At 41.2% G+C, this 17,297-nt stretch carries 25 protein-coding genes; 12 read left to right on the top strand and 13 right to left on the bottom strand.

Annotation, left to right across the window (positions count from 1 at the left end; genetic code table 11):
• The first annotated feature begins 6 nt into the window (after window positions 1–6).
• Complete coding sequence (locus FD723_RS41190) at window positions 7–261, top strand: TIGR03643 family protein (RefSeq protein WP_179070931.1); 255 nt, start codon at window positions 7–9, stop codon at window positions 259–261.
• A 181-nt stretch (window positions 262–442) separates the two neighbouring features.
• Here the strand turns inward: FD723_RS41190 and FD723_RS41185 are convergent, their stop codons facing one another.
• Both FD723_RS41185 and FD723_RS41180 read right to left on the bottom strand, forming a co-directional pair.
• A complete protein-coding gene (locus FD723_RS41185; protein WP_179070930.1) occupies window positions 443–613 on the bottom strand; it encodes a hypothetical protein in 171 nt (56 codons plus the stop codon).
• Between the two features lie 31 nt (window positions 614–644).
• Window positions 645–998: a hypothetical protein gene (locus FD723_RS41180; protein ID WP_179070929.1), complete on the bottom strand. Its 354-nt coding sequence runs from the start codon at window positions 996–998 to the stop codon at window positions 645–647.
• Window positions 999–1,129: 131 nt separating this feature from the next.
• Between FD723_RS41180 and FD723_RS41175 the strand changes: the two genes are divergently transcribed.
• Entirely contained in the window at window positions 1,130–2,122 is a 993-nt protein-coding gene (locus FD723_RS41175; RefSeq protein ID WP_179070928.1) for a cyclase family protein, read from the top strand.
• 404 nt (window positions 2,123–2,526) lie between these two features.
• Here the strand turns inward: FD723_RS41175 and FD723_RS41165 are convergent, their stop codons facing one another.
• The 4 genes from FD723_RS41165 to FD723_RS41150 form a co-directional block, all read right to left on the bottom strand.
• Complete coding sequence (locus FD723_RS41165) at window positions 2,527–3,294, bottom strand: endonuclease domain-containing protein (protein WP_179070927.1); 768 nt, start codon at window positions 3,292–3,294, stop codon at window positions 2,527–2,529.
• A gap of 95 nt (window positions 3,295–3,389) precedes the next feature.
• Window positions 3,390–4,097, bottom strand: a complete 708-nt coding sequence (locus FD723_RS41160; RefSeq protein WP_179070926.1) for a hypothetical protein — start codon at window positions 4,095–4,097, stop codon at window positions 3,390–3,392.
• 121 nt (window positions 4,098–4,218) lie between these two features.
• On the bottom strand, window positions 4,219–4,560 hold the full coding sequence (locus FD723_RS41155; RefSeq protein ID WP_179070925.1) for a hypothetical protein: 342 nt from the start codon (window positions 4,558–4,560) through the stop codon (window positions 4,219–4,221).
• Window positions 4,561–4,818: 258 nt separating this feature from the next.
• Window positions 4,819–5,067 carry a DNA-binding transcriptional regulator gene (locus FD723_RS41150; protein ID WP_179070924.1) on the bottom strand — a complete coding sequence of 83 codons (249 nt, stop codon included), beginning with the start codon at window positions 5,065–5,067 and terminating at the stop codon, window positions 4,819–4,821.
• Window positions 5,068–5,201: 134 nt separating this feature from the next.
• Here FD723_RS41150 and FD723_RS43775 point away from each other — a divergent pair, with 134 nt between their 5' ends.
• The gene (locus FD723_RS43775; RefSeq protein ID WP_256875448.1) at window positions 5,202–5,330 is read left to right on the top strand and encodes a hypothetical protein; all 129 of its coding nucleotides are present in this window, start codon (window positions 5,202–5,204) and stop codon (window positions 5,328–5,330) included.
• A 433-nt stretch (window positions 5,331–5,763) separates the two neighbouring features.
• On the opposite strand, the gene FD723_RS41145 is transcribed toward FD723_RS43775, so the two are convergent.
• The 3 genes from FD723_RS41145 to FD723_RS41135 all read right to left on the bottom strand — a co-directional run bounded on the left by FD723_RS41145 (window position 5,764) and on the right by FD723_RS41135 (window position 7,163).
• A complete protein-coding gene (locus FD723_RS41145; protein ID WP_179070923.1) occupies window positions 5,764–6,399 on the bottom strand; it encodes an RNA polymerase sigma factor in 636 nt (211 codons plus the stop codon).
• 360 nt (window positions 6,400–6,759) lie between these two features.
• Complete coding sequence (locus tag FD723_RS41140; protein WP_179070922.1) at window positions 6,760–7,041, bottom strand: hypothetical protein; 282 nt, start codon at window positions 7,039–7,041, stop codon at window positions 6,760–6,762.
• Window positions 7,017–7,163: a hypothetical protein gene (locus FD723_RS41135; RefSeq protein ID WP_179070921.1), complete on the bottom strand. Its 147-nt coding sequence runs from the start codon at window positions 7,161–7,163 to the stop codon at window positions 7,017–7,019. The genes FD723_RS41140 and FD723_RS41135 overlap by 25 nt, the downstream gene beginning before the upstream one ends.
• A gap of 188 nt (window positions 7,164–7,351) precedes the next feature.
• Here FD723_RS41135 and FD723_RS41130 point away from each other — a divergent pair, with 188 nt between their 5' ends.
• The 3 genes from FD723_RS41130 (at window position 7,352) to FD723_RS41120 (ending at window position 9,237) form a co-directional block, all read left to right on the top strand.
• Complete coding sequence (locus FD723_RS41130; RefSeq protein WP_179070920.1) at window positions 7,352–7,978, top strand: hypothetical protein; 627 nt, start codon at window positions 7,352–7,354, stop codon at window positions 7,976–7,978.
• Between the two features lie 95 nt (window positions 7,979–8,073).
• On the top strand, window positions 8,074–8,352 hold the full coding sequence (locus FD723_RS41125) for a hypothetical protein (protein WP_256875447.1): 279 nt from the start codon (window positions 8,074–8,076) through the stop codon (window positions 8,350–8,352).
• A gap of 447 nt (window positions 8,353–8,799) precedes the next feature.
• Window positions 8,800–9,237 (top strand): low molecular weight phosphatase family protein, encoded by a 438-nt coding sequence (locus tag FD723_RS41120; RefSeq protein WP_179070919.1) that lies wholly within the window; start codon window positions 8,800–8,802, stop codon window positions 9,235–9,237.
• 23 nt (window positions 9,238–9,260) lie between these two features.
• Here the strand turns inward: FD723_RS41120 and FD723_RS41115 are convergent, their stop codons facing one another.
• Entirely contained in the window at window positions 9,261–9,869 is a 609-nt protein-coding gene (locus tag FD723_RS41115) for a hypothetical protein (protein ID WP_256875446.1), read from the bottom strand.
• A gap of 227 nt (window positions 9,870–10,096) precedes the next feature.
• On the opposite strand from FD723_RS41115, the gene FD723_RS41110 reads away from it, so the two are divergent.
• Window positions 10,097–10,450, top strand: coding sequence for a hypothetical protein (locus FD723_RS41110; protein ID WP_179070918.1), 354 nt, complete (start codon window positions 10,097–10,099; stop codon window positions 10,448–10,450).
• 148 nt (window positions 10,451–10,598) lie between these two features.
• Here the strand turns inward: FD723_RS41110 and FD723_RS41105 are convergent, their stop codons facing one another.
• The gene (locus FD723_RS41105) at window positions 10,599–10,976 is read right to left on the bottom strand and encodes an S-layer homology domain-containing protein (protein ID WP_256875445.1); all 378 of its coding nucleotides are present in this window, start codon (window positions 10,974–10,976) and stop codon (window positions 10,599–10,601) included.
• Window positions 10,977–11,303: 327 nt separating this feature from the next.
• On the opposite strand from FD723_RS41105, the gene FD723_RS41100 reads away from it, so the two are divergent.
• Entirely contained in the window at window positions 11,304–11,576 is a 273-nt protein-coding gene (locus tag FD723_RS41100; protein WP_179070917.1) for a GlsB/YeaQ/YmgE family stress response membrane protein, read from the top strand.
• Window positions 11,577–11,777: 201 nt separating this feature from the next.
• Here the strand turns inward: FD723_RS41100 and FD723_RS41095 are convergent, their stop codons facing one another.
• The gene (locus FD723_RS41095; RefSeq protein WP_256875444.1) at window positions 11,778–12,191 is read right to left on the bottom strand and encodes a hypothetical protein; all 414 of its coding nucleotides are present in this window, start codon (window positions 12,189–12,191) and stop codon (window positions 11,778–11,780) included.
• Between the two features lie 232 nt (window positions 12,192–12,423).
• Between FD723_RS41095 and FD723_RS41090 the strand changes: the two genes are divergently transcribed.
• From FD723_RS41090 to FD723_RS41075, 4 genes are all read left to right on the top strand, one after another.
• On the top strand, window positions 12,424–14,670 hold the full coding sequence (locus FD723_RS41090) for an ATP-dependent RecD-like DNA helicase (RefSeq protein ID WP_179070915.1): 2,247 nt from the start codon (window positions 12,424–12,426) through the stop codon (window positions 14,668–14,670).
• A 93-nt stretch (window positions 14,671–14,763) separates the two neighbouring features.
• Window positions 14,764–15,117: a hypothetical protein gene (locus tag FD723_RS41085; RefSeq protein ID WP_179071007.1), complete on the top strand. Its 354-nt coding sequence runs from the start codon at window positions 14,764–14,766 to the stop codon at window positions 15,115–15,117.
• A 58-nt stretch (window positions 15,118–15,175) separates the two neighbouring features.
• Window positions 15,176–15,970 (top strand): peroxiredoxin-like family protein, encoded by a 795-nt coding sequence (locus FD723_RS41080; RefSeq protein WP_179070914.1) that lies wholly within the window; start codon window positions 15,176–15,178, stop codon window positions 15,968–15,970.
• Between the two features lie 53 nt (window positions 15,971–16,023).
• Window positions 16,024–16,428 (top strand): nuclease A inhibitor family protein, encoded by a 405-nt coding sequence (locus tag FD723_RS41075; RefSeq protein ID WP_179071006.1) that lies wholly within the window; start codon window positions 16,024–16,026, stop codon window positions 16,426–16,428.
• 5 nt (window positions 16,429–16,433) lie between these two features.
• Here FD723_RS41075 and FD723_RS41070 read toward each other — a convergent pair whose 3' ends face one another.
• Entirely contained in the window at window positions 16,434–17,297 is an 864-nt protein-coding gene (locus tag FD723_RS41070) for a DNA/RNA non-specific endonuclease (RefSeq protein ID WP_179070913.1), read from the bottom strand.

Here is a 17,297-nt window from a genome sequence, read left to right as displayed (position 1 = left end):
CTCGGCATGAAATTACCAAACCTTGATCTCGAAACTATTGATCGCATCATTGAAATGGCATGGGAAGATAGAACGTCTTTCGATGCTATTGAAACTCAGTTTGGGCTACAAGAGAAACAGGTAATTGCCTTAATGCGGCAGCAAATGAAAGAATCCAGTTTTCGTATGTGGCGAGAGCGAGTTACCAAACGCAAGACAAAACATTTATTTAAGCGAGAGTTTATTGCAGGTAGGTTTAAGTCACAAAATCAAAAATCATGAACATGAATGTGTGACAGGTGCAATCACTTGGGGTTTCCTCTCTACGAGACGCGCTACTCGCGAACGCTTGTAAAAGTTGAAGTGACAGCGCTATGTTCAAAGGTTCTGGCAATTTGGCATCACAACTCTGTGAATTGCCGTTTAAATGAGATATCAACAGAACGGAACAGTCACAAATCGCCTAAGTTGACCCAACGCTGTAGAACTCAGCAGCCAACCCACAGCGCTCGGTCATCGCTTCGCCACAACTGGCTAGTAATGTACTAGAAAACACATAGTAAAGGTGGTATGGCGTACCCGCCCACTTTATAGCGATCGCTGTTGGTTTTCCTCTAAGAACGGCGCACTTCAACAGTTATTTCCGTGGAGATGCGATCGCTCTATCACTCCCCATCCCTAACTTCGAGTTGATAAATCTTCATTGATGGGTGTTCGTTCATCATCCGCCAGTAGTAGCCCTGGGGCGGTGGCATTGTTCTATCACCACAGCGATACAGAAAAACTGGATCACCCCAGTACATCGCTTTGTTGATTACCTTCTCTACACTGGGGTCTGGGTTGTCGCTGTTGTACCAAATTAAATGTGACTTGCCACAATAAAGAGCATTCAGCAGACTTGCAAACAGCCATTCCATCAGCGATCGTATTTGTTCTGGCTCAACGCCGCTACTCGTTTGTCCGTAACTGTCAATTGTTGGTTGGGTTGGTTTGGGTTTGAGGAAATTCAGGATTTTCATGATGCTGGGGAACACAACTATTAATAGGGTTCCCATTTGATGGGCTGAGTTGCTTGCAGATAAACAATGTAGCAATTTGTGATAAAACAATTAGAGCCTTTAGAGCTATCAATTGCAATAAGCTTGAACAAATGACAATACTGCCGCAATTTAACCATTCACATCCCTTGCGGGAACTAGATAGATTTTTGCGTCAACCATTTCAAAAAGCTTTCTGGGGAATTATTTGTTTAATTGTTCTGTTTAGTGTTGGTTTTGGGTCTGTAAACGCAGTACAGCCATTACGTAAGCCTGACCTGTGGCAAGTTTATCAGCAGTCGCTCAAGTCAGCCAAATATGTTGACTTGACTCATACTATTACGCCAACAATTCCTGTATGGTCAGGTTTTAGTTTATCCAAGTTTGCCCCTACTATCAACCCAAAAACAGGTTCGCCATACACTTACCAAAAAGATGGGTTTGAAGCAACTTATTACGATTTATCCACCGATCAGCTAGGAACTCAACTAGATCCACCGGCTCACTGGAACCCTGACTATCCATCTATTGATGAGTTGCCAGCGACATTTGCTGTTCGTCCTTTAGTAATAATTCCGATCCAGGATAAAGTTGCCAAAGACCCCAATTACCATCTGAGTGTCAAAGACATTCAGGATTGGGAACGCAAACATGGCCCGATTCCCCAAGGCTCAGTTGTGTTTGTGCGTTCTGACTGGTCTTCATCATGGCCAAACCCCGAACTAGCTACAAGAACTAAGTTTCCTGGGGTGAGTCTTGATGCTCTCAAGTTCTTACATTTACAGCGCCATATCTTGTTTCACGGACACGAACCCTTGGATACAGACAGCACCCCCACGCTAGAAGGAGAAGCTTGGTTGTTGAAAAATGGATACACCCAAGCAGAGGGTGTGGCAAATCTAGATCAAGTTCCAGAAACAGGTGCGTTGATTTCTATTGGGTATCCTAAATTCAAAGGTGGCTTGGGAGGTTATGCACGTTACATTGCTATCTGTCCCCCAAATTGGAAATACGGTGTATCAGTAGGTCAAATTCTAGAATCTCCCCTGCAAAAAGCTGATAAACCCCTCCACTGGGATACAAAATTGGGTGTACGGGTACGATGAGATGAAGCAATTGGGTTATTTTGCTTACTCTCTACTAGACGCTACTTGCGTTCGCTTGAATGATGAGTGTAGCTTGCCGCCAACTCTACCAGACGCATTGCTCCCGGTCGGCATCGCTTAACACCTAAAATACTGCTATGGTCAATCACTACCAGATTGCCTTACAGGAAAAGTTAAATTGAATATGAATGAGACTTTAGCAGCCACACTAGGGGAATTACAAGCCCAAATTTATTGCTTACATGATGCTGAAGACTTTACAGAATTGGCATCACAGCAGCTACCATATATATGAAACTTGGTTATACTCAACAGCAGCCATAAACGGCAGGAAATTTAATTAGTCAGGCTTATCAATTAATTATCTGATGATGCTGTTCTCGCGCAAAAAGCAAATTACTATCTTAAAAAAGATTTAAAAATTCGGTAACGACTTCTAAAGGATGGTTATAGCACTCATTTGCATTAAATCTAACAGTCCGAATACCATCACGTAATAAGACTCTATCTCTTCTATAGTCTCTAGTTTTTTGTGATGCTTGCTGATGATGTTCTCCATCAACTTCCAAAATCATACATTTTTGCTTATAGAAAACTAAAAAATCTATTTCTATTCTTTCTCTTAATCTATTTTCACTATTAGAAATTGGTAAGTCAGTTAAATCCATAAAAGCACGACTATTAGCAAAGAATAAAACACGCTGACTAAACAAAGCGTGTGCAATTCTAACTTCTGTTCTTGATCTAAAATTTAAGCCCCCCCATTGATGCTGGGCATTAGTATCATCTTTTGAATATTTAATTTTAACGGAAGATATTTCAATTTTTATATTATTCAATATATCTTCTTTATAATGATCATTAAAAAATAATGTCCACCAATGTTTTGAATTATGTCCATCACGTTGGTCAGCGTATGCTAAATGTAAATTAGGAGCTAATTCTTTATAAAATCCTGACCTACTTCTTATAGCTAACCAGTCATTAATACTTTTTCTAGTAAAGCTACTTTTTGAGTAAATTTTTAAAATATAATCAATTAAAGAAGAAGTTCGTAATTCTATAAAATAGGGTAAACTAGAACTTTTTAATACAATTGCGCTTTCATCAAGGTTCTGCTCGTCTCCTGACGGGTTAAATTTAGTTTTTACCTCTTGGGTTACAACATTCATATTTTTTACTATCATTTATTACTTGTGTACTTTTCCCTTAAAAATGGGAGGGAGCTATGCCTATGACGAGCGAAGCGATCGCTAAATATTGAAAATTAAATATTAGTTATTATTTCTAGACATTGTTTTTGCAAATTTATTAACTCCAATGATTTTGATTCTAAACTTGTAAATACAACGCTTGGCTGATTAGCTTTTGTTACCAGAGTAATCATTTGTTGTTCAGCATTGATTTTTTTCAAAATATGGGGAATCAAATCACTTTTGGATTTATTATATTTTTGAATTTCTATTTTTTGTGCTAAAAGCAATGGATATGCAAATATACCTTTTATGAGATTTAACATATTTGCAGGATTATAACTATTTATAATGGAATTAATACCATACTTATTAAAGCCAAGAGATAAATCTCTTTCTTGTTGATAAATGTCTTTATATATACTAATTTTTGTAGCCTCTATTAAAGCTGTTTTAACATTATTTACATCATCAAGTAAATAATCACAAATTGCTAATCCTAAGTAAGCATAAAAAAGCCGCTCACCCTTTTCAAGACAAGTAGCTTTAGTAAAACCAATCCTGGCATTGTTAATCAGAACGGACTTTTGTTCATCAGAAGAGCTAGAATTACACGCATGAAGAAGTGTTTTCCAAGCAGCATTAAATTCTATTTGCGTCAAAAGGTCAACTTTACTTTCAATAGATTCTATTAGCTTTAAAGATTTAGCTATTCTTGTGGAAATGTCAATAAATCCTTTAGAAGCTCCGAAAAGTACCGTTAATGAAATAGGTTCACTCATATAAATAATTATCTAGTTTGTTGCAATATTTACTTAATTAGCTGGGGTGCGATCGCAGTATTGAAAGCGGATCATCAGTTCCAATCGCGTAAGTTTCTGAACGGATGCTAATTTACCCCGATTAACGAGAGCAACCAATATGGTTCCTTATAACTAATTTGAGTTCATTAGTAATTGGTAAACCATCAATTTCCCTACATAGGTTTTGTAATGATTCACCTCTTCTCCTTCTCTCTTCGTAAATTCCCTGGAGTAGTGCTGTCAATCCATATTTGGTTAGTGCATCTGATGCTAAACCTATTATTCCCAGTAATACAATACCGCCCACCATTCCGCCTGGCCCTAACATGGCTAATGCCGCAGTAATTGCAGCAGCACCAGCTAAACCAGTTGATGCCATTGTGATAAGAAGTACAATGGCTGGTAATCCAACTCCTGCTAATTTACTAACAATTTCATCCATAATTATGCTCTCTTATATTTAAACGAATGCTTGGTATTTCCTCTAAGAATGAAGGAGCGATCGCATCTTTCACTTTTCCTCTAAGAATAAAAGCCATAAGCCTAACGGTATGGCTGGTGCTTACCGCAAATTTTTTTCAATTTGTTTATTGCTACTTCACCTCTACCGTTGCACTGGCATCATTACCGAAGACATCGATCAGACGAACTGCGTAGCTTGCAGCCGTAGGCATCGCTCACACACAAACTGAGTAAACAACTAATTCGGCAAATACTTAGCCAACAAATCCTGACCTTGAGCGCCCATCTCATCAAGCTTCTGCTCAATAAGCTTCATCGCCATCGGCGACGGCGTTGAGCGTCCATTTTCCCAACGGTTAATCGTGGTATATGTTACACCAAGAGTTGCTGCAAACTGTTCTTGCGTAAGCCCAAAGGCAAGCCGCAAATCATGAATTATCTGCCCCACCTCTGGCTGGTTGATAGCCAAGGGTTTTTTAATAGTCATTTAACTTCTAAACTTGATCCACTAGCTTAAGTAGCGGCCGCTATATTATTTGTTACATATTAACCATGCAAAATCTCAACCAACCTCAGTGGATATCCGTAATATCTATTTTTGGAGTAAGATTTATTGCTTGAATGGATGAGAGTTTTTTAAGTAATGTTGAACCTGAATTCTTAGAGGAAAAGTTTGGATGGGCGATCGCGGCAGGAGTAAATTTTTTCTGGGCTGACGTGTGGCGGATGAGATTTACACCTGGGATGTAGAAGTAAGACAAGCTACGCCGCGGCAGGTGGAGTTTTTGGAAGGAGTGAAATTTTCTTAGAGGAACAAGCGCTCGCTCTGTCTATTGCGATCGCCTGCACAAAAATTCTTCATTCAAGAGTGATAATTTGGTTCATCTCTACCAATGCCTAATTCCCGTAATTTGGCTTTAACATCTTCCCATTTATGACCAGCAATTCAGTTCTCTTGGAAAGGTGGGGTGATGGAAGCGATCGCCTCTTGCTAGTCTGTGGCCAAAATCTTACAGTTTGTCCGAGGCTCTTGAAGCGATTAAGCCGTCTAGACTGACTTTTCCACAAAACCAAAACAGAAATAATACTCTCAAAGTATGGTGAAGAAGCAAGAGGGGTGCGATCGCGCTCACGTCAGGTTCTTGGAATACCCAAACCAAAACAAGGAAGTATCAGCACAGCATTAGTCATAATGCCTAACCATCTCTAAAAGCGCTTCTCGTAGTTCTTCTAATGCTCGCTCTCCTCGTTTACGGAGTGCAGCAACTTTGACATTTTTTCCTTGTGCGGCATAATGGCTAGCGACTTCGTTCCAAGATAACTCTTCTATGACGCGAAGCTCCAAAAGCTCTCGTTTATCTTCAGACAGCTTACTCATAACTTCTCGAACTTGCTGCCATCTATCTTCGCCTTCATCTTCTATGCTAGTTTCACTCTTCGCTATCACTGCTTGAAGTAAAGAGGGGTTGGTTTCAAACGTGGAAGGGTCGTACAAATTGACGCTCATAGATGCTGTAACTCGATGGTCTTGGCGGTGAAATTCTCGGATACAGTTGAACGCTGTAAGTTTCATCCATCCTTCCACATTGGGAATTTGCTCTCCTTTCTTAGTCTTTCTGTCCCAGCGTGAGATGGTTTCAATGATGATGTCATCAGGGCTATAGTTCTTGGTCATGTTAAACTGTCGTAAACGTACTTGGACATTTTTGTATACTCCATTCCAGTCAACGGTGGTAGCCAGTTCTGGGTATGTCCTCTTAAGCAGCGTCATATATTTAAAGGTAAAAGCTTCGGTTTTGACCATGAGCTTTTTTTTCATTAGTGAATTTCTCCTTATAAAAAGAAAAGTTAAAAAACTAGAACTTATACCCTTATTTAGGGTCAAAGGGAAGGTTTACCTGTGTTGTGGTGGTTATAGTTCTGGGGAATCTGCTTCCGGGGCTTTACCCAGCGTTTCCGCCTTGTGCTTTACCCGTTTCGTATCTCCTAAAACAAAATGATGTGCATGAGGATATTTGTGACATCATGATACAGCGATAAGTTTCTAGAAAATAAGTTGAGAGGATTAACACTGATTTCTTATTAGTGGCAACTACGAAAGGTGATCGCTTCTTTTCATCATTTCAGCATCGAAACCAGTCAGGCTTCAGTAGTTCCATCGACCTGACTGGTGAGCGGCTTACTTGTGAGACTGCTCAGTTAAGCTACCGCAATCCCCTTTTTTAGTGAGTTGGTATTCAAACTCCCATAGCTTGACACTCACTGACCCTTCGCCGCAACTGGAGGTTGTGATTGCCACCAAGCTTGGTGCGACTATCGTTAAGGAGAGAAGGATGAGCAACCAGAGGAATAAGCCAGGAGGTAAAGTCTTTTTAGAAGCGTTTTTTAAGCTTGTTGCTACTTGGTGCATTGGTTTACCCTGTGCTTGGGATTGAATTACAGATGTGGTCTTGCTTGCCATAGCTTTTCAGTCCTTTTTTGCTTTGATTCGGCAGCAAACAAATCTAATAGTTCTGGGGAATCTGCTTCCGGGGCTTTACCTAGCGTTTCCGCGTTGTGCTGTACCCGTTTCGTATCCCTCATAAAACAATGATGTGCATGAGGATATTTGTGACTTAAGGGGGATAGCACAATAAATAAGTATAAAAAATTATATATTTTACGCGTGTAAATTCGTAGGCGTTGTAAATAACTAAAAAATATTTCTCATCATGTCACAAGTTGACCTACTTAACTCATTAACCTAATGAAGGGTCTTTTATTCTACTTTTGTGGACATGGTTCAACTTTGCAATCAAATGGAAATAGTGACGTTTTCCACTAACCTTGCGAAATTGAGGGTAGTAGCTACACCACCCTTTCTCCGCAAGGGGATGGAAATAGTGACGTTTTCCACTAACCTTGTGAAATTGAGGGTAGTAGCTCGAAGATTTCTTTACTATGCTGCTACTTCCTTGTTTCATGTGTACCCAGAAATTATTGCGGCCTTTGCAACTAGAACAAAAAATCTAACCACCAACTTTCACATACTAAAACAACTCAATCTAATCACAAATTATCGCCAACTTTTTACGACTATGAAAGCGAATTTAAAGCACGACCAAACTCTTATCATCAAGAAGACGAAAAATAATATCAAACGGAATAGTAGCAATGCAACAGTGTTTTTGCTTGTCCAAGAATATTGCAGATTATCCAAGCTCTTAGACCCTTCTGAAAGTGACATAGAAGGCATTTCAGCAATTTTGGAATTAGCACAATATGACTCTGAATTGAATTGTCTTATAAATGAAGCGGATCACTTAATTGCTTACGAGCTTGGTTTCTCTGAAGAGTTTGAAGAGTTTTATCCTAATTTTAGGGTGAGCGAACAAGAGAAAGAACCTTATTTGCAATAGACGTGTCTGCTGATTCAATACATAACACAGATCATCTAACAGACTTTGTGAGCCATTCAATATATTTGTATTTTTTAAGGAAGGAGTAAAGGGCAATGCAAGCAATTCAGACTAATCAGGAAATGATTAGAGAGCATCAAGAAATAATTAGAGAGCTTTCACGTCAAGCACGTTACAGTTTCAACCTTGCACTAATTGCAACTGCATTGTCTGCCTGTATTAGCCTTGTAGGTGCTGGGCTTCTACTATCAGGCAATGTTCCCGAAGGAACCGTTACTACCGCTGGCGGAATGGCTGCAAGTGTGCGATGTATTCAGCTTGCCAAAGATGCTAATGACAAGGCTCGACAAGATTTTACCCGAACTAAAAGATGAAGATTAAGGGTAGCGATGCCTGCGATTTTTGCTAGCCTATGCTCCTTTCAGTTCTGTCTTAATTGCAGGGCAAACGCATCTAAATTACTCTTGATCACAACGAATCTTAACTCTATTGAGAATAGACTTTGCTTATTGACATGATGCGGACGCCCTGGTCTTAATTGCCTTGATGAAGGGTGCGATCGCTTTTCATTTCTGGGGGAATTAAAAGGTGCGATCGCAGAGATTGTAATTAAACTAGGCCGGCCCGTCGCTAGGATGACTTAGTTTAACCTAATAAAACTAAGCCTGAAGTTTTCCCAGTTGTTTAAATTTTAAGACTAAGCGATCGCTTCTCCCAATCAAGCGAGTAAATCATTTGAAAAGTAGCCTGGATATCTTGCAAATTACCTCATTTACCAGTAAAAAGCCCGTAGGCTTACTGAAAATCATTTGGTCAACTCAATGAATAAAATCTTATTCCTTTGTACAGGCAACTACTACCGCAGCCGCTTTGCTGAACATCTATTTAATTGGTTAGCTGTTAAGCAGGGGTTAGATTGGCTGGCTGATTCACGAGGTTTAGCACTTGAGCAGGGTGTAAACAATGTGGGGGCGATTTCTCGGTATGCGCTTGAGGCTTTAGCAGTGCGTTTGGTGAACCTACCGGATGATGAACGATTTCCACTCGCAGCCAGTGAGCCAGATTTTCAGTCAGCTACTAGGGTTATTGCACTAGATGAATTTGAACACCGTCCACTAATGAATGAACGCTTTCCCCACTGGGCAGATACTATTGAATACTGGCTGGTTCACGATATAGATAAAACCTCTGCATTAGTAGCCCTTGGGCAAATTGAAAAAAATTTACTGCAACTCATAGAACAACTCGTACAAAGTTAGTGGCGATCGCCCCCAGAATATTCTTAGAGGAAGTGCGATTCACTCAGAGTGACCATTAGGAAGACAATGCAGATAAAAATGGATACAACAGTTATTTCTGCTTTGATAGGTGCTGTAGTTGCACTTATTGTTGCAATAATTACAGCAATAATTACAGTTCGTGGCTGGCAAGAAGAGAACCGTCGTTTAATCAAACAGCAGCAACGGGAAGCAAAACTAGAACATTTTCCCACTGGTGTTGTAGTCGAACGCTCCCGAAACCGCCGCATGGTAATCAAAAACCACTCCCGCGTTTTGGGCATCGGTAGCCTGTACAGTTGGCGAGTGTTGACAAAGTAGTAAAACAGCCAATCTGCCTCAGTGTACATAAAGCAGCCGGGGGTTCCCTTCTCTAAATTGCTGTGAGTCTCAAAGAACAAGTTACGAGTTTTATTCCACCTATCGCCCTTAATCTCAATCAAAATTTCACCCGTCTGCGTTGTCCAGATGAGGTCAATATCTCTGCGTTGGTAGTCTGGGTCATCCTCAACATTAACAACGCTGATGGTTTCTGGTTTGGAGAGCAGCCAAGCCGAGATGTCAGCAGCAGCAAGCTTTGCTACTTGTTGAGCGTCGTGCATGGTGTAGGTCATCGCTGCATCTCCAGAGCAAGGCATACTAGTTTATTATTTCACTTCTATTGCTGAGTGCGACACCGAACAGCCCGTCCTAGACATCGCCCTCATTAAGAGCGAGTATTTCAGTTAAAAATATTCTTAGAGGAAAAGTTGTACCTCAATAGCGATCGCACTTTTTTGCCCAAGCTAGGCAACGCACCTCATCAAATGGGAACCCTGGTAATAGTTGCATTCTCCATATCATGAAATTCTTAAACTTCCTCAAACCCAAACCAGAACAGCCAATAATTGATAGCTACGGGCAACAAGCCTGCGGCGTTAGCCAAGAGCAAATTCAATCGCTGATGGAATGGTTGTTTGCTAGTTTAATGGCGGCTGGGTATGAAGGAAAGTCACACCTAGTTTGGTACGACAGCGATAACCCCGACACCACCCTGGAGCAAACAGTTAAGAAAGTGATGAAGCAAGACGAGCCAATCTTTTTGTATCGCTGCGGTGGTAGGGTGTCATCGCCGCCTACTGGGTATTACTGGCGGATGATGGACGAACATCCATCAATGCGGATTTATCAGTTAGAGCTTACGGATGGGGAGTGATAAGGTTTTCAGTTCTGGCCCAAGTGGGAGCGATGTCTGCAACGGGCTGTTTGGTGTCGCTTAGGGTTTCCTCTCTTGATTAAGAGCGATCGCTATCGCTATAAAGCAGGCGCTTCCACCATTGCATAAACTAACTGCTGTCGAATACTTATTTTGTAGCAGGTGGGGTATCAACTCGCTCGTTGAGTTCTTGAAGTTGTTGGTTTAATTCCCTTTGTCGTTTGAGCAAAATTTCCAAATCTTGCTTCGTTGCTAAATCCGCCCTGTTAGCGGGAATAAGTTGATTTAGCCTCTCTAGGCACGTATTCAAACCAGCAGCGAATTCATTGCGCGTAACTGGGCGCGAACCTCGATATGTGCCATCAGGATACCCAGATAGGCAACTTACCTGGGGAACTGTGTTGCGTCCGTCGCTTGATGTTTGTGACAAAGTTTTTGATGGATAGAGAATAATTGTTGCTAGTGCCAAGGTAGTTGTAACGGTGGCGAATGGGAGCAAGCCAGCAATTGAGGACATCTTAAACATTGGTCGCAGCTACAAGCCATTTACTCCTTCACTTTATCAAATTAATATTCGGCTTTAAAACTTAGCTTAATTCTTAAAGTAGATGAGATAAATCATTAAAAATATATATACTGCAATTATCAAGCAATGAATAAACGAAGCTCCCAGTTTTAGACCAACTAGGAGCTTTTTTATTGATTATCTATTGGATTTAGTGGGTATATCACCAGAAGTAACAGCATTCATCCTCAAGGCTATTAATAGTTGATTCTGCTGGTAGATTGAATATCAAGGTTGGGATTGCTATTGTGTATTTGTCGCATAAAAAACGTTTATCAAATTAAAACAATGAATATTCTTGCTTGGATTGTTTTAGGTCTAATTGCTGGTGCTATTGCAAAAGCTATCTACCCCGGTCATCAAGGTGGCGGAATTCTCGGAACAATCTTATTAGGAATTATTGGTGCTTTTGTTGGTGGCAGTCTGGGTGTATTCTTCAATACAGGAACCTTAGCTCTAGCGGCTCCTGGTCTTAGCATTCCAGGTATTGCAGTAGCGGTTCTTGGCGCAATTGTCGCTGTTTTCTTGTGGAACGCGTTAACTAGCCGCAGTGCTTTGTAATCAATCAAATTGGAATTAATTAATCGTAAAAATCAGGGAACTCATTTCACTATATTTTCTCCCTGAATTTAAATAAAACAATAGCGCTTACCTATATTTAGGTAGGCGCTAATATTATTTGCGGCAACGTTTACAAGTTGCCTTAAGGGCGATCGCCCTTCATAAATTCTTAGAGGAAAAATTAGACCAAACAGCGATCGCCTAATTCAGCCAAAATCCACCTATTTTTCCATCTTTGAGGCTAAGTCTAGCTAAGACATCATCACTGCCATCCAAAAATGTCAGTTTCCATAAATAAACTTGATACCCTTGCTGCTTCAGATTTGCCAAGAAAACTGCCGAATACCCTTTTTTGAAGCGAGGAGCTAACTGTCCACTAACTTGTGTAAATGTTTGCTTTGTAATGCCTTCTTTGAAAGCAGCATTTCCTTGAGATATAAACTGAGTGTAGTTGTTTTGTTCAACAGCATTTATGAGGCTTGTAAAAGTTCTTTGCACAGACTGTTCTGGTTGATTACTTTTAGTTACTAATACTAGCTCGTTCACAGCTTGCACATTGTTTACAGCTAAAGTCAAAGCTGATATGGTAACAACTGCTGCAACTACAAATCCCATCTTATTCATTTATTTTGTTGACCTCCTTGAAGGTTTATTTAGTTAAATATATTCGTAAAAGTAGGATGTATATACTAAAAACGGCTTGAAACTTTACTTTGAAACGCTAGAAATAAATATTTATATAATGCTTAAATTTCTTGTGTAGTACATAAATACTATATAGAGCTAACCCGATTACTTCTAAAACAGTGAGTATCGAGTATAATGGCTGCGCCGTTTCCTAAAAGCGATGTCCACCACACCCCTACCAAGCCAGCAGCAAGTCAACGTTACTCCCAAACATGAATCAATCACGGGAGTAGTAGAACGCTTGACGTATTACTCTCAAGAGTCGGGTTATACTGTGGCACGTTTGCAACGCCCTGGTGCTAAGGAACTAACTACAATTACTGGTAGCTTTGCAGATATCCAGCCAGGACAAACGCTGCAATTAACTGGTTTTTGGCGCGAACATCCCCAGTATGGTTTGCAGTTTCAAGTTGTTAATTATAAAGAAACAAAACCAGCAACACTCACAGGAATTGAGAAGTATTTAGGTAGCGGTCTAATTAAAGGTGTGGGGCCTGTTACTGCTAAACGGATTGTTGCTCATTTTGGTATAGAAACTCTAGATATTATTGAAAACCAAATCGAGCGCTTGAGCCAAGTCAACGGCATCGCCAAAAAGCGCATTGCCATGATTCAAAGAGCCTGGAATGAGCAAAAAGCTATTAAAGAAGTGATGGTATTTCTGCAAAGCCACGGCGTTAGCACTACTTACGCAGTCAAAATTTACAAGCAATATGGGGATAAGTCCATAGATACAGTTACCCATAATCCTTACCAGCTAGCGACTGATATCTATGGCATTGGTTTTTTAACTGCTGATAAAATAGCACGTAATTTGGGGGTTCCCGCCGATTCCCAGTTTCGCTACTGTGCTGGACTTGTTCATGCTTTGAGTGAAGCCGCAGAAGACGGACACTGCTACTTACCCCAAACAGAACTAATTGAATCGGTGACTAAACTGCTCACTACTGCTGACCATCAACCAACAGAAGATGCCATCACCCAGACTATCAAAGATATGGCTTTGAAAGATGAGCTAATTAGAGAACGTGATGCCGATAAAACGCTCAATTGTTACAAGCCTACTTACTTCTACACTGAACAAAACTTAGCCCAATTGGTACAAAATCGCCTCACTTACCCCATCAGTCCTGATATTCCTCGCGTCCGCACTTGGTTGGAGCGTTTTAGCAGTAGCCGCCAAGTTTCACTATCACCCGAACAGCAACAAGCAGTAGAGACAGCTGCTTACTCTCGATTCACCGTAATTACAGGTGGCCCTGGTGTGGGAAAAACATTCTGCACTAGCACCATAGTCTCACTATGGAAGGCAATGGGTAAATCAATTGCCCTGGCTGCACCAACTGGAAGGGCTGCCCAAAGATTAGGCGAGATGACAGGGTTGGAGGCAAAAACGATACATCGCCTTTTGGAATTTGACCCCAGAACTCGCAGTTTTAAACGCGATCGCACCAATCCCTTACCCCATAGTGCAATTATTGTAGACGAAGCCAGTATGCTGGATTTATTTCTAGCGTATTCTTTGGTTCAAGCTGTGGCAGACAATGCTCAACTATTGTTAGTGGGAGATATTGACCAATTGCCATCGGTAGGTGCGGGTAACGTGCTGGCTGATTTAATTAATTCGCGTCAAGTACCTGTGGTGCGCCTCACTCAAGTATTTCGTCAAGCTGCTACTAGCAAAATCATTACTGCATCGCATCTAATTAACCGGGGGCAATATCCCAATATTGAATCAATTTCTGACACACCTCAATCTGATTGTCTTTGGCATGGTGGAGGATTACAAGCAGAACATGGGGTACAAGCAATTAGTGAGTTGATTGCTGATTTTGTTCCCAAACTTGGTTTTAATCCTGCTACTGATGTACAAGTGCTTGCACCAATGTCACGGGGATTAGTCGGTACACGCAATCTCAATAACGTACTGCAACAGTTAATTAACCCACCTAGTCATGAAAAAGTTGAAGTAACCAGGGGTGGGACTATTTTTAGAGTTGGTGACAGGGTAATTCAACTCACTAACGATTACCAACGCGAAGTTTTTAACGGCGATGTGGGATTTATTACTACTATTGATACCGAAGAACAGGAAGTAATTGTCCAGTATCAAGAGCGAGATGTTACGTATGATTATGCTGACATGAATGAGCTTGCTTTAGCCTGGAGCGTTAGCATCCATAAGTCGCAGGGTTCTGAATACCCAGTAGTAATTTTGCCTTTGTACACGCAACATTACATGATGCTGACTCGGAATTTACTTTATACAGGGTTAACCCGTGCCAAGAAGCTGGCGATTATTATAGGCAGCAAGAAGGCAATCAGTATGTGCATTCGTTCTACAAAATCCCAGGAGCGATATACCAGATTGCAAGAGAGGTTACAAGCAGCGTTACAATCCAGCTAGTTAATGAGCATTCTGCGATCGCCCCCGTAAAATTCTTAGAGGAAAAGTTACACCAAACAGCGATCGCTTGTGACAAAGCAGTACACTGGTACTATGAAAATCCCCGACTGCGATCGCTGCCTCCTTTACTCACATGACCCCCACCTCGTCTGTGCCGTACATCCAGCAGGGCCACAGGGGGATAGCTGCTTGGACTTTCGACTTGACCCCAACGCCGAAGTAGAGGAAGTATGGCAACCAGAAGGCGCAAGCTACTACAACGGCGAGTTGATTTTGCAACCACAGCAGCGGCGGACGCAACAGCAACAGCTAGAGCTGCTAGATACCCATCCTATGTTTACTGGCAAGTGTCCTCAATGTGGATATGAGTTTGACCGGGACTGGTCAGCACGGGTGCATTGGGATTGCCCAAACTCAGAATGCGGCTGGATGGATGATACTGTGTAGGATAAGAGGCTCATTCAAAGCCCTAAAATCATATATGAAGACTGCTGCTTTGACCTAAATGAACACTCAAACACGCTCCAATTCTCCAGATATTTACTCGATTTTGAGTCAAACTCAACGCTTGCGAGTTAGCGATGGAGAGATTAAACCCGTTTTAGATGGTTCCTCGAATACATCAAAGTTGCTCATACTTATTTGGTCGCAGTTGGGAGATTTTGATAATTTAGAATACGCTTGGTGGCTGCGAAGAGAATTTCAAGAAATCGCAGCAAGAGGAATCACAATTCGTGCTATTGGAATTGGAAACCGCAATTCTGGGATCAAGTTTTGTGAATATACGGGATTTCCTCAAGAATGGTTGTTTGTGGATACAGTAGCTGAAATTCACGCTTTTTTAGGGCTTTATCGCGGTCTATCTATACAATTCCCAATGCTATCAACGTCACAAAAAGCTTGGCTTAATTTAATCCTAATGTGTGCTGGGATTGGTAGTCCGGGAACTCTCAAAGAAGTTTTTCGGGGTTACAAAGGTGATAAAAAAGCACCTCAATTAATTGCTGATGAGGAAGTTATCAAGAATACACCAATACCCGCAATGAAAGGTTCATTTTTCAAAGCAGCTGGAGGAAAAGGTTTTCAGCGTCCTTTTGAATTAGCAACCCTGCGCCTGCGAAACATGACTGAAGTTTTGAGCAACTGGAATACTTATGTACCAGATTCATCTTATTTGACACAACGAGGAGGAACTTTTCTATTTGATTCTCAAGGAAAATTAATTTACGAACATCGCGATCGCGGTATTCTTGGTTTTGCCGAAAATATGAGCAATCCCTTATCTTTTTTATACAAGTAATTCATTATCAACGGTTACTTTTGAGCGATTGGATCGCTTTATTATTGCTCTATATGACCAAAACTAATTCAGAAATTCTAGAACAGCTAAAACGAGCATCTGACGGCTTGCTGTTTATGAGCGAGTCGGAATATCCTTGTGAAGCTTTCTTGTGGCCAGATATTGCACCTGCAACGCCTGAAAAAGTCTTAAAACTGACAAATCATCCTCAAGATACACCCGTTCAAGTCGAGGGGGTTGACGATTTTTTTAGTGTAGCAACGACAGAAGAAGATTGGCATGAGGAAGAAGAGAAAGCAACCGTAAAACGATTTCAAACCCTTGTGCAGACACTCAAAGAAAACCTGACTAATTTGCAGGTGTATCGCCTCGGACATAAAGAGGTTAATGCTTATATTGTTGGTGATACCCCAACTGGAAATTTAGCGGGGATTTCTACGAAAGTTGTAGAAACTTGACTTGCTTAAAGACTATCTACTTTGCTTTCAATAACTTCTTGAATATTTGGGGAAACATTCGAGAGGAAATCATAGTTTGTGAGTTTTTCTAATTCGTCAACGCTGACTTTATAAGTTCTCCAATCATTGTTGATTTCTTGTTCATTCGGGATGTTAACCGCGATGACGCGAGTATTAGCAGTAATACCGTCAAGCCCAGAGCCAGGACTGTCTAAAACCACAATAATCTTCCAAGTTGTCTGAGGAACCGTCACTTTACCTTTGAGGGGTTCACCTTGACTTCCCGCAGGCCCAGCTACAATGTAAAGTTCTTTGCCCTGGTTAACCAAATTTCGACAATAGTCTTCTAAATTACCCCAAGTGTTACGATTATTATCTGGTGTTTGGGGCATCATGTTAGTCATTAAGAAAGTTGAAGAGTTATCCTCTACTGTCAAAGAGCGGTCTGCTGATGGCACAATATGACCTTTGTCAAAACCTGAACCAGCGTATATAGTCGGTGTCACTCGCACCCAACCATTCGGCAACGTGCTATCAGGGCGGAAGTTATCCTGGCGCTCTGCTTTCCCTAGCCATGACTTATTTAACAGCCAGCTTGCCCAATTCGCAGTCCCTTTGCTGTTGTTGTAGGAGAGTGCATACTGGTTTTTTACCATTAAATAATTGTTTGGAGTATCCACACTTGCAGTTGCACCACTAGGATTTCCCAGCAGCAGGTGAGGGCTTATTGAGGTAGGTACAATCGGCGTTGGCTGTAATGGTTTTTCTGTTGTCGGTGTTGGCACCTGGGTTTGCGCTGGCGAACACCCCAATAGAGCAATTAGCCCAGTGGCAACAGCCAAAGCCTGAAAACGTTTGATTAAACGCAT

The sequence above is a fragment of the Nostoc sp. C052 genome (genome assembly GCF_013393905.1).
GTDB lineage: Bacteria > Cyanobacteriota > Cyanobacteriia > Cyanobacteriales > Nostocaceae > Nostoc.
Note: the sequence above shows the minus strand (reverse complement) of the source record. Positions and strands in the feature narration are given on the sequence as shown.

Excerpts from the sequence above, each read along its gene's own strand:
- FD723_RS41140 (WP_179070922.1), bottom strand. The coding sequence starts at position 7,041 with ATGGCAAGCAAGACCACATCTGTAATTCAATCCCAAGCACAGGGTAAA.
- FD723_RS41115 (WP_256875446.1), bottom strand. The coding sequence starts at position 9,869 with ATGACCTACACCATGCACGACGCTCAACAAGTAGCAAAGCTTGCTGCT.
- FD723_RS41150 (WP_179070924.1), bottom strand. The coding sequence starts at position 5,067 with ATGACTATTAAAAAACCCTTGGCTATCAACCAGCCAGAGGTGGGGCAG.
- FD723_RS41070 (WP_179070913.1), bottom strand. The coding sequence starts at position 17,297 with ATGCGTTTAATCAAACGTTTTCAGGCTTTGGCTGTTGCCACTGGGCTA.
- FD723_RS41145 (WP_179070923.1), bottom strand. The coding sequence starts at position 6,399 with ATGAAAAAAAAGCTCATGGTCAAAACCGAAGCTTTTACCTTTAAATAT.
- FD723_RS41090 (WP_179070915.1), top strand. The coding sequence starts at position 12,424 with ATGTCCACCACACCCCTACCAAGCCAGCAGCAAGTCAACGTTACTCCC.
- FD723_RS41105 (WP_256875445.1), bottom strand. The coding sequence starts at position 10,976 with ATGTTTAAGATGTCCTCAATTGCTGGCTTGCTCCCATTCGCCACCGTT.
- FD723_RS41120 (WP_179070919.1), top strand. The coding sequence starts at position 8,800 with ATGAATAAAATCTTATTCCTTTGTACAGGCAACTACTACCGCAGCCGC.
- FD723_RS41075 (WP_179071006.1), top strand. The coding sequence starts at position 16,024 with ATGACCAAAACTAATTCAGAAATTCTAGAACAGCTAAAACGAGCATCT.
- FD723_RS41190 (WP_179070931.1), top strand. The coding sequence starts at position 7 with ATGAAATTACCAAACCTTGATCTCGAAACTATTGATCGCATCATTGAA.
- FD723_RS41085 (WP_179071007.1), top strand. The coding sequence starts at position 14,764 with ATGAAAATCCCCGACTGCGATCGCTGCCTCCTTTACTCACATGACCCC.
- FD723_RS41100 (WP_179070917.1), top strand. The coding sequence starts at position 11,304 with ATGAATATTCTTGCTTGGATTGTTTTAGGTCTAATTGCTGGTGCTATT.
- FD723_RS41110 (WP_179070918.1), top strand. The coding sequence starts at position 10,097 with ATGAAATTCTTAAACTTCCTCAAACCCAAACCAGAACAGCCAATAATT.
- FD723_RS41175 (WP_179070928.1), top strand. The coding sequence starts at position 1,130 with ATGACAATACTGCCGCAATTTAACCATTCACATCCCTTGCGGGAACTA.
- FD723_RS41180 (WP_179070929.1), bottom strand. The coding sequence starts at position 998 with ATGAAAATCCTGAATTTCCTCAAACCCAAACCAACCCAACCAACAATT.
- FD723_RS43775 (WP_256875448.1), top strand. The coding sequence starts at position 5,202 with ATGGATGAGAGTTTTTTAAGTAATGTTGAACCTGAATTCTTAGAGGAA.
- FD723_RS41125 (WP_256875447.1), top strand. The coding sequence starts at position 8,074 with ATGCAAGCAATTCAGACTAATCAGGAAATGATTAGAGAGCATCAAGAA.
- FD723_RS41135 (WP_179070921.1), bottom strand. The coding sequence starts at position 7,163 with ATGAGGGATACGAAACGGGTACAGCACAACGCGGAAACGCTAGGTAAA.
- FD723_RS41155 (WP_179070925.1), bottom strand. The coding sequence starts at position 4,560 with ATGGATGAAATTGTTAGTAAATTAGCAGGAGTTGGATTACCAGCCATT.
- FD723_RS41080 (WP_179070914.1), top strand. The coding sequence starts at position 15,176 with ATGAACACTCAAACACGCTCCAATTCTCCAGATATTTACTCGATTTTG.
- FD723_RS41160 (WP_179070926.1), bottom strand. The coding sequence starts at position 4,097 with ATGAGTGAACCTATTTCATTAACGGTACTTTTCGGAGCTTCTAAAGGA.
- FD723_RS41165 (WP_179070927.1), bottom strand. The coding sequence starts at position 3,294 with ATGAATGTTGTAACCCAAGAGGTAAAAACTAAATTTAACCCGTCAGGA.
- FD723_RS41095 (WP_256875444.1), bottom strand. The coding sequence starts at position 12,191 with ATGGGATTTGTAGTTGCAGCAGTTGTTACCATATCAGCTTTGACTTTA.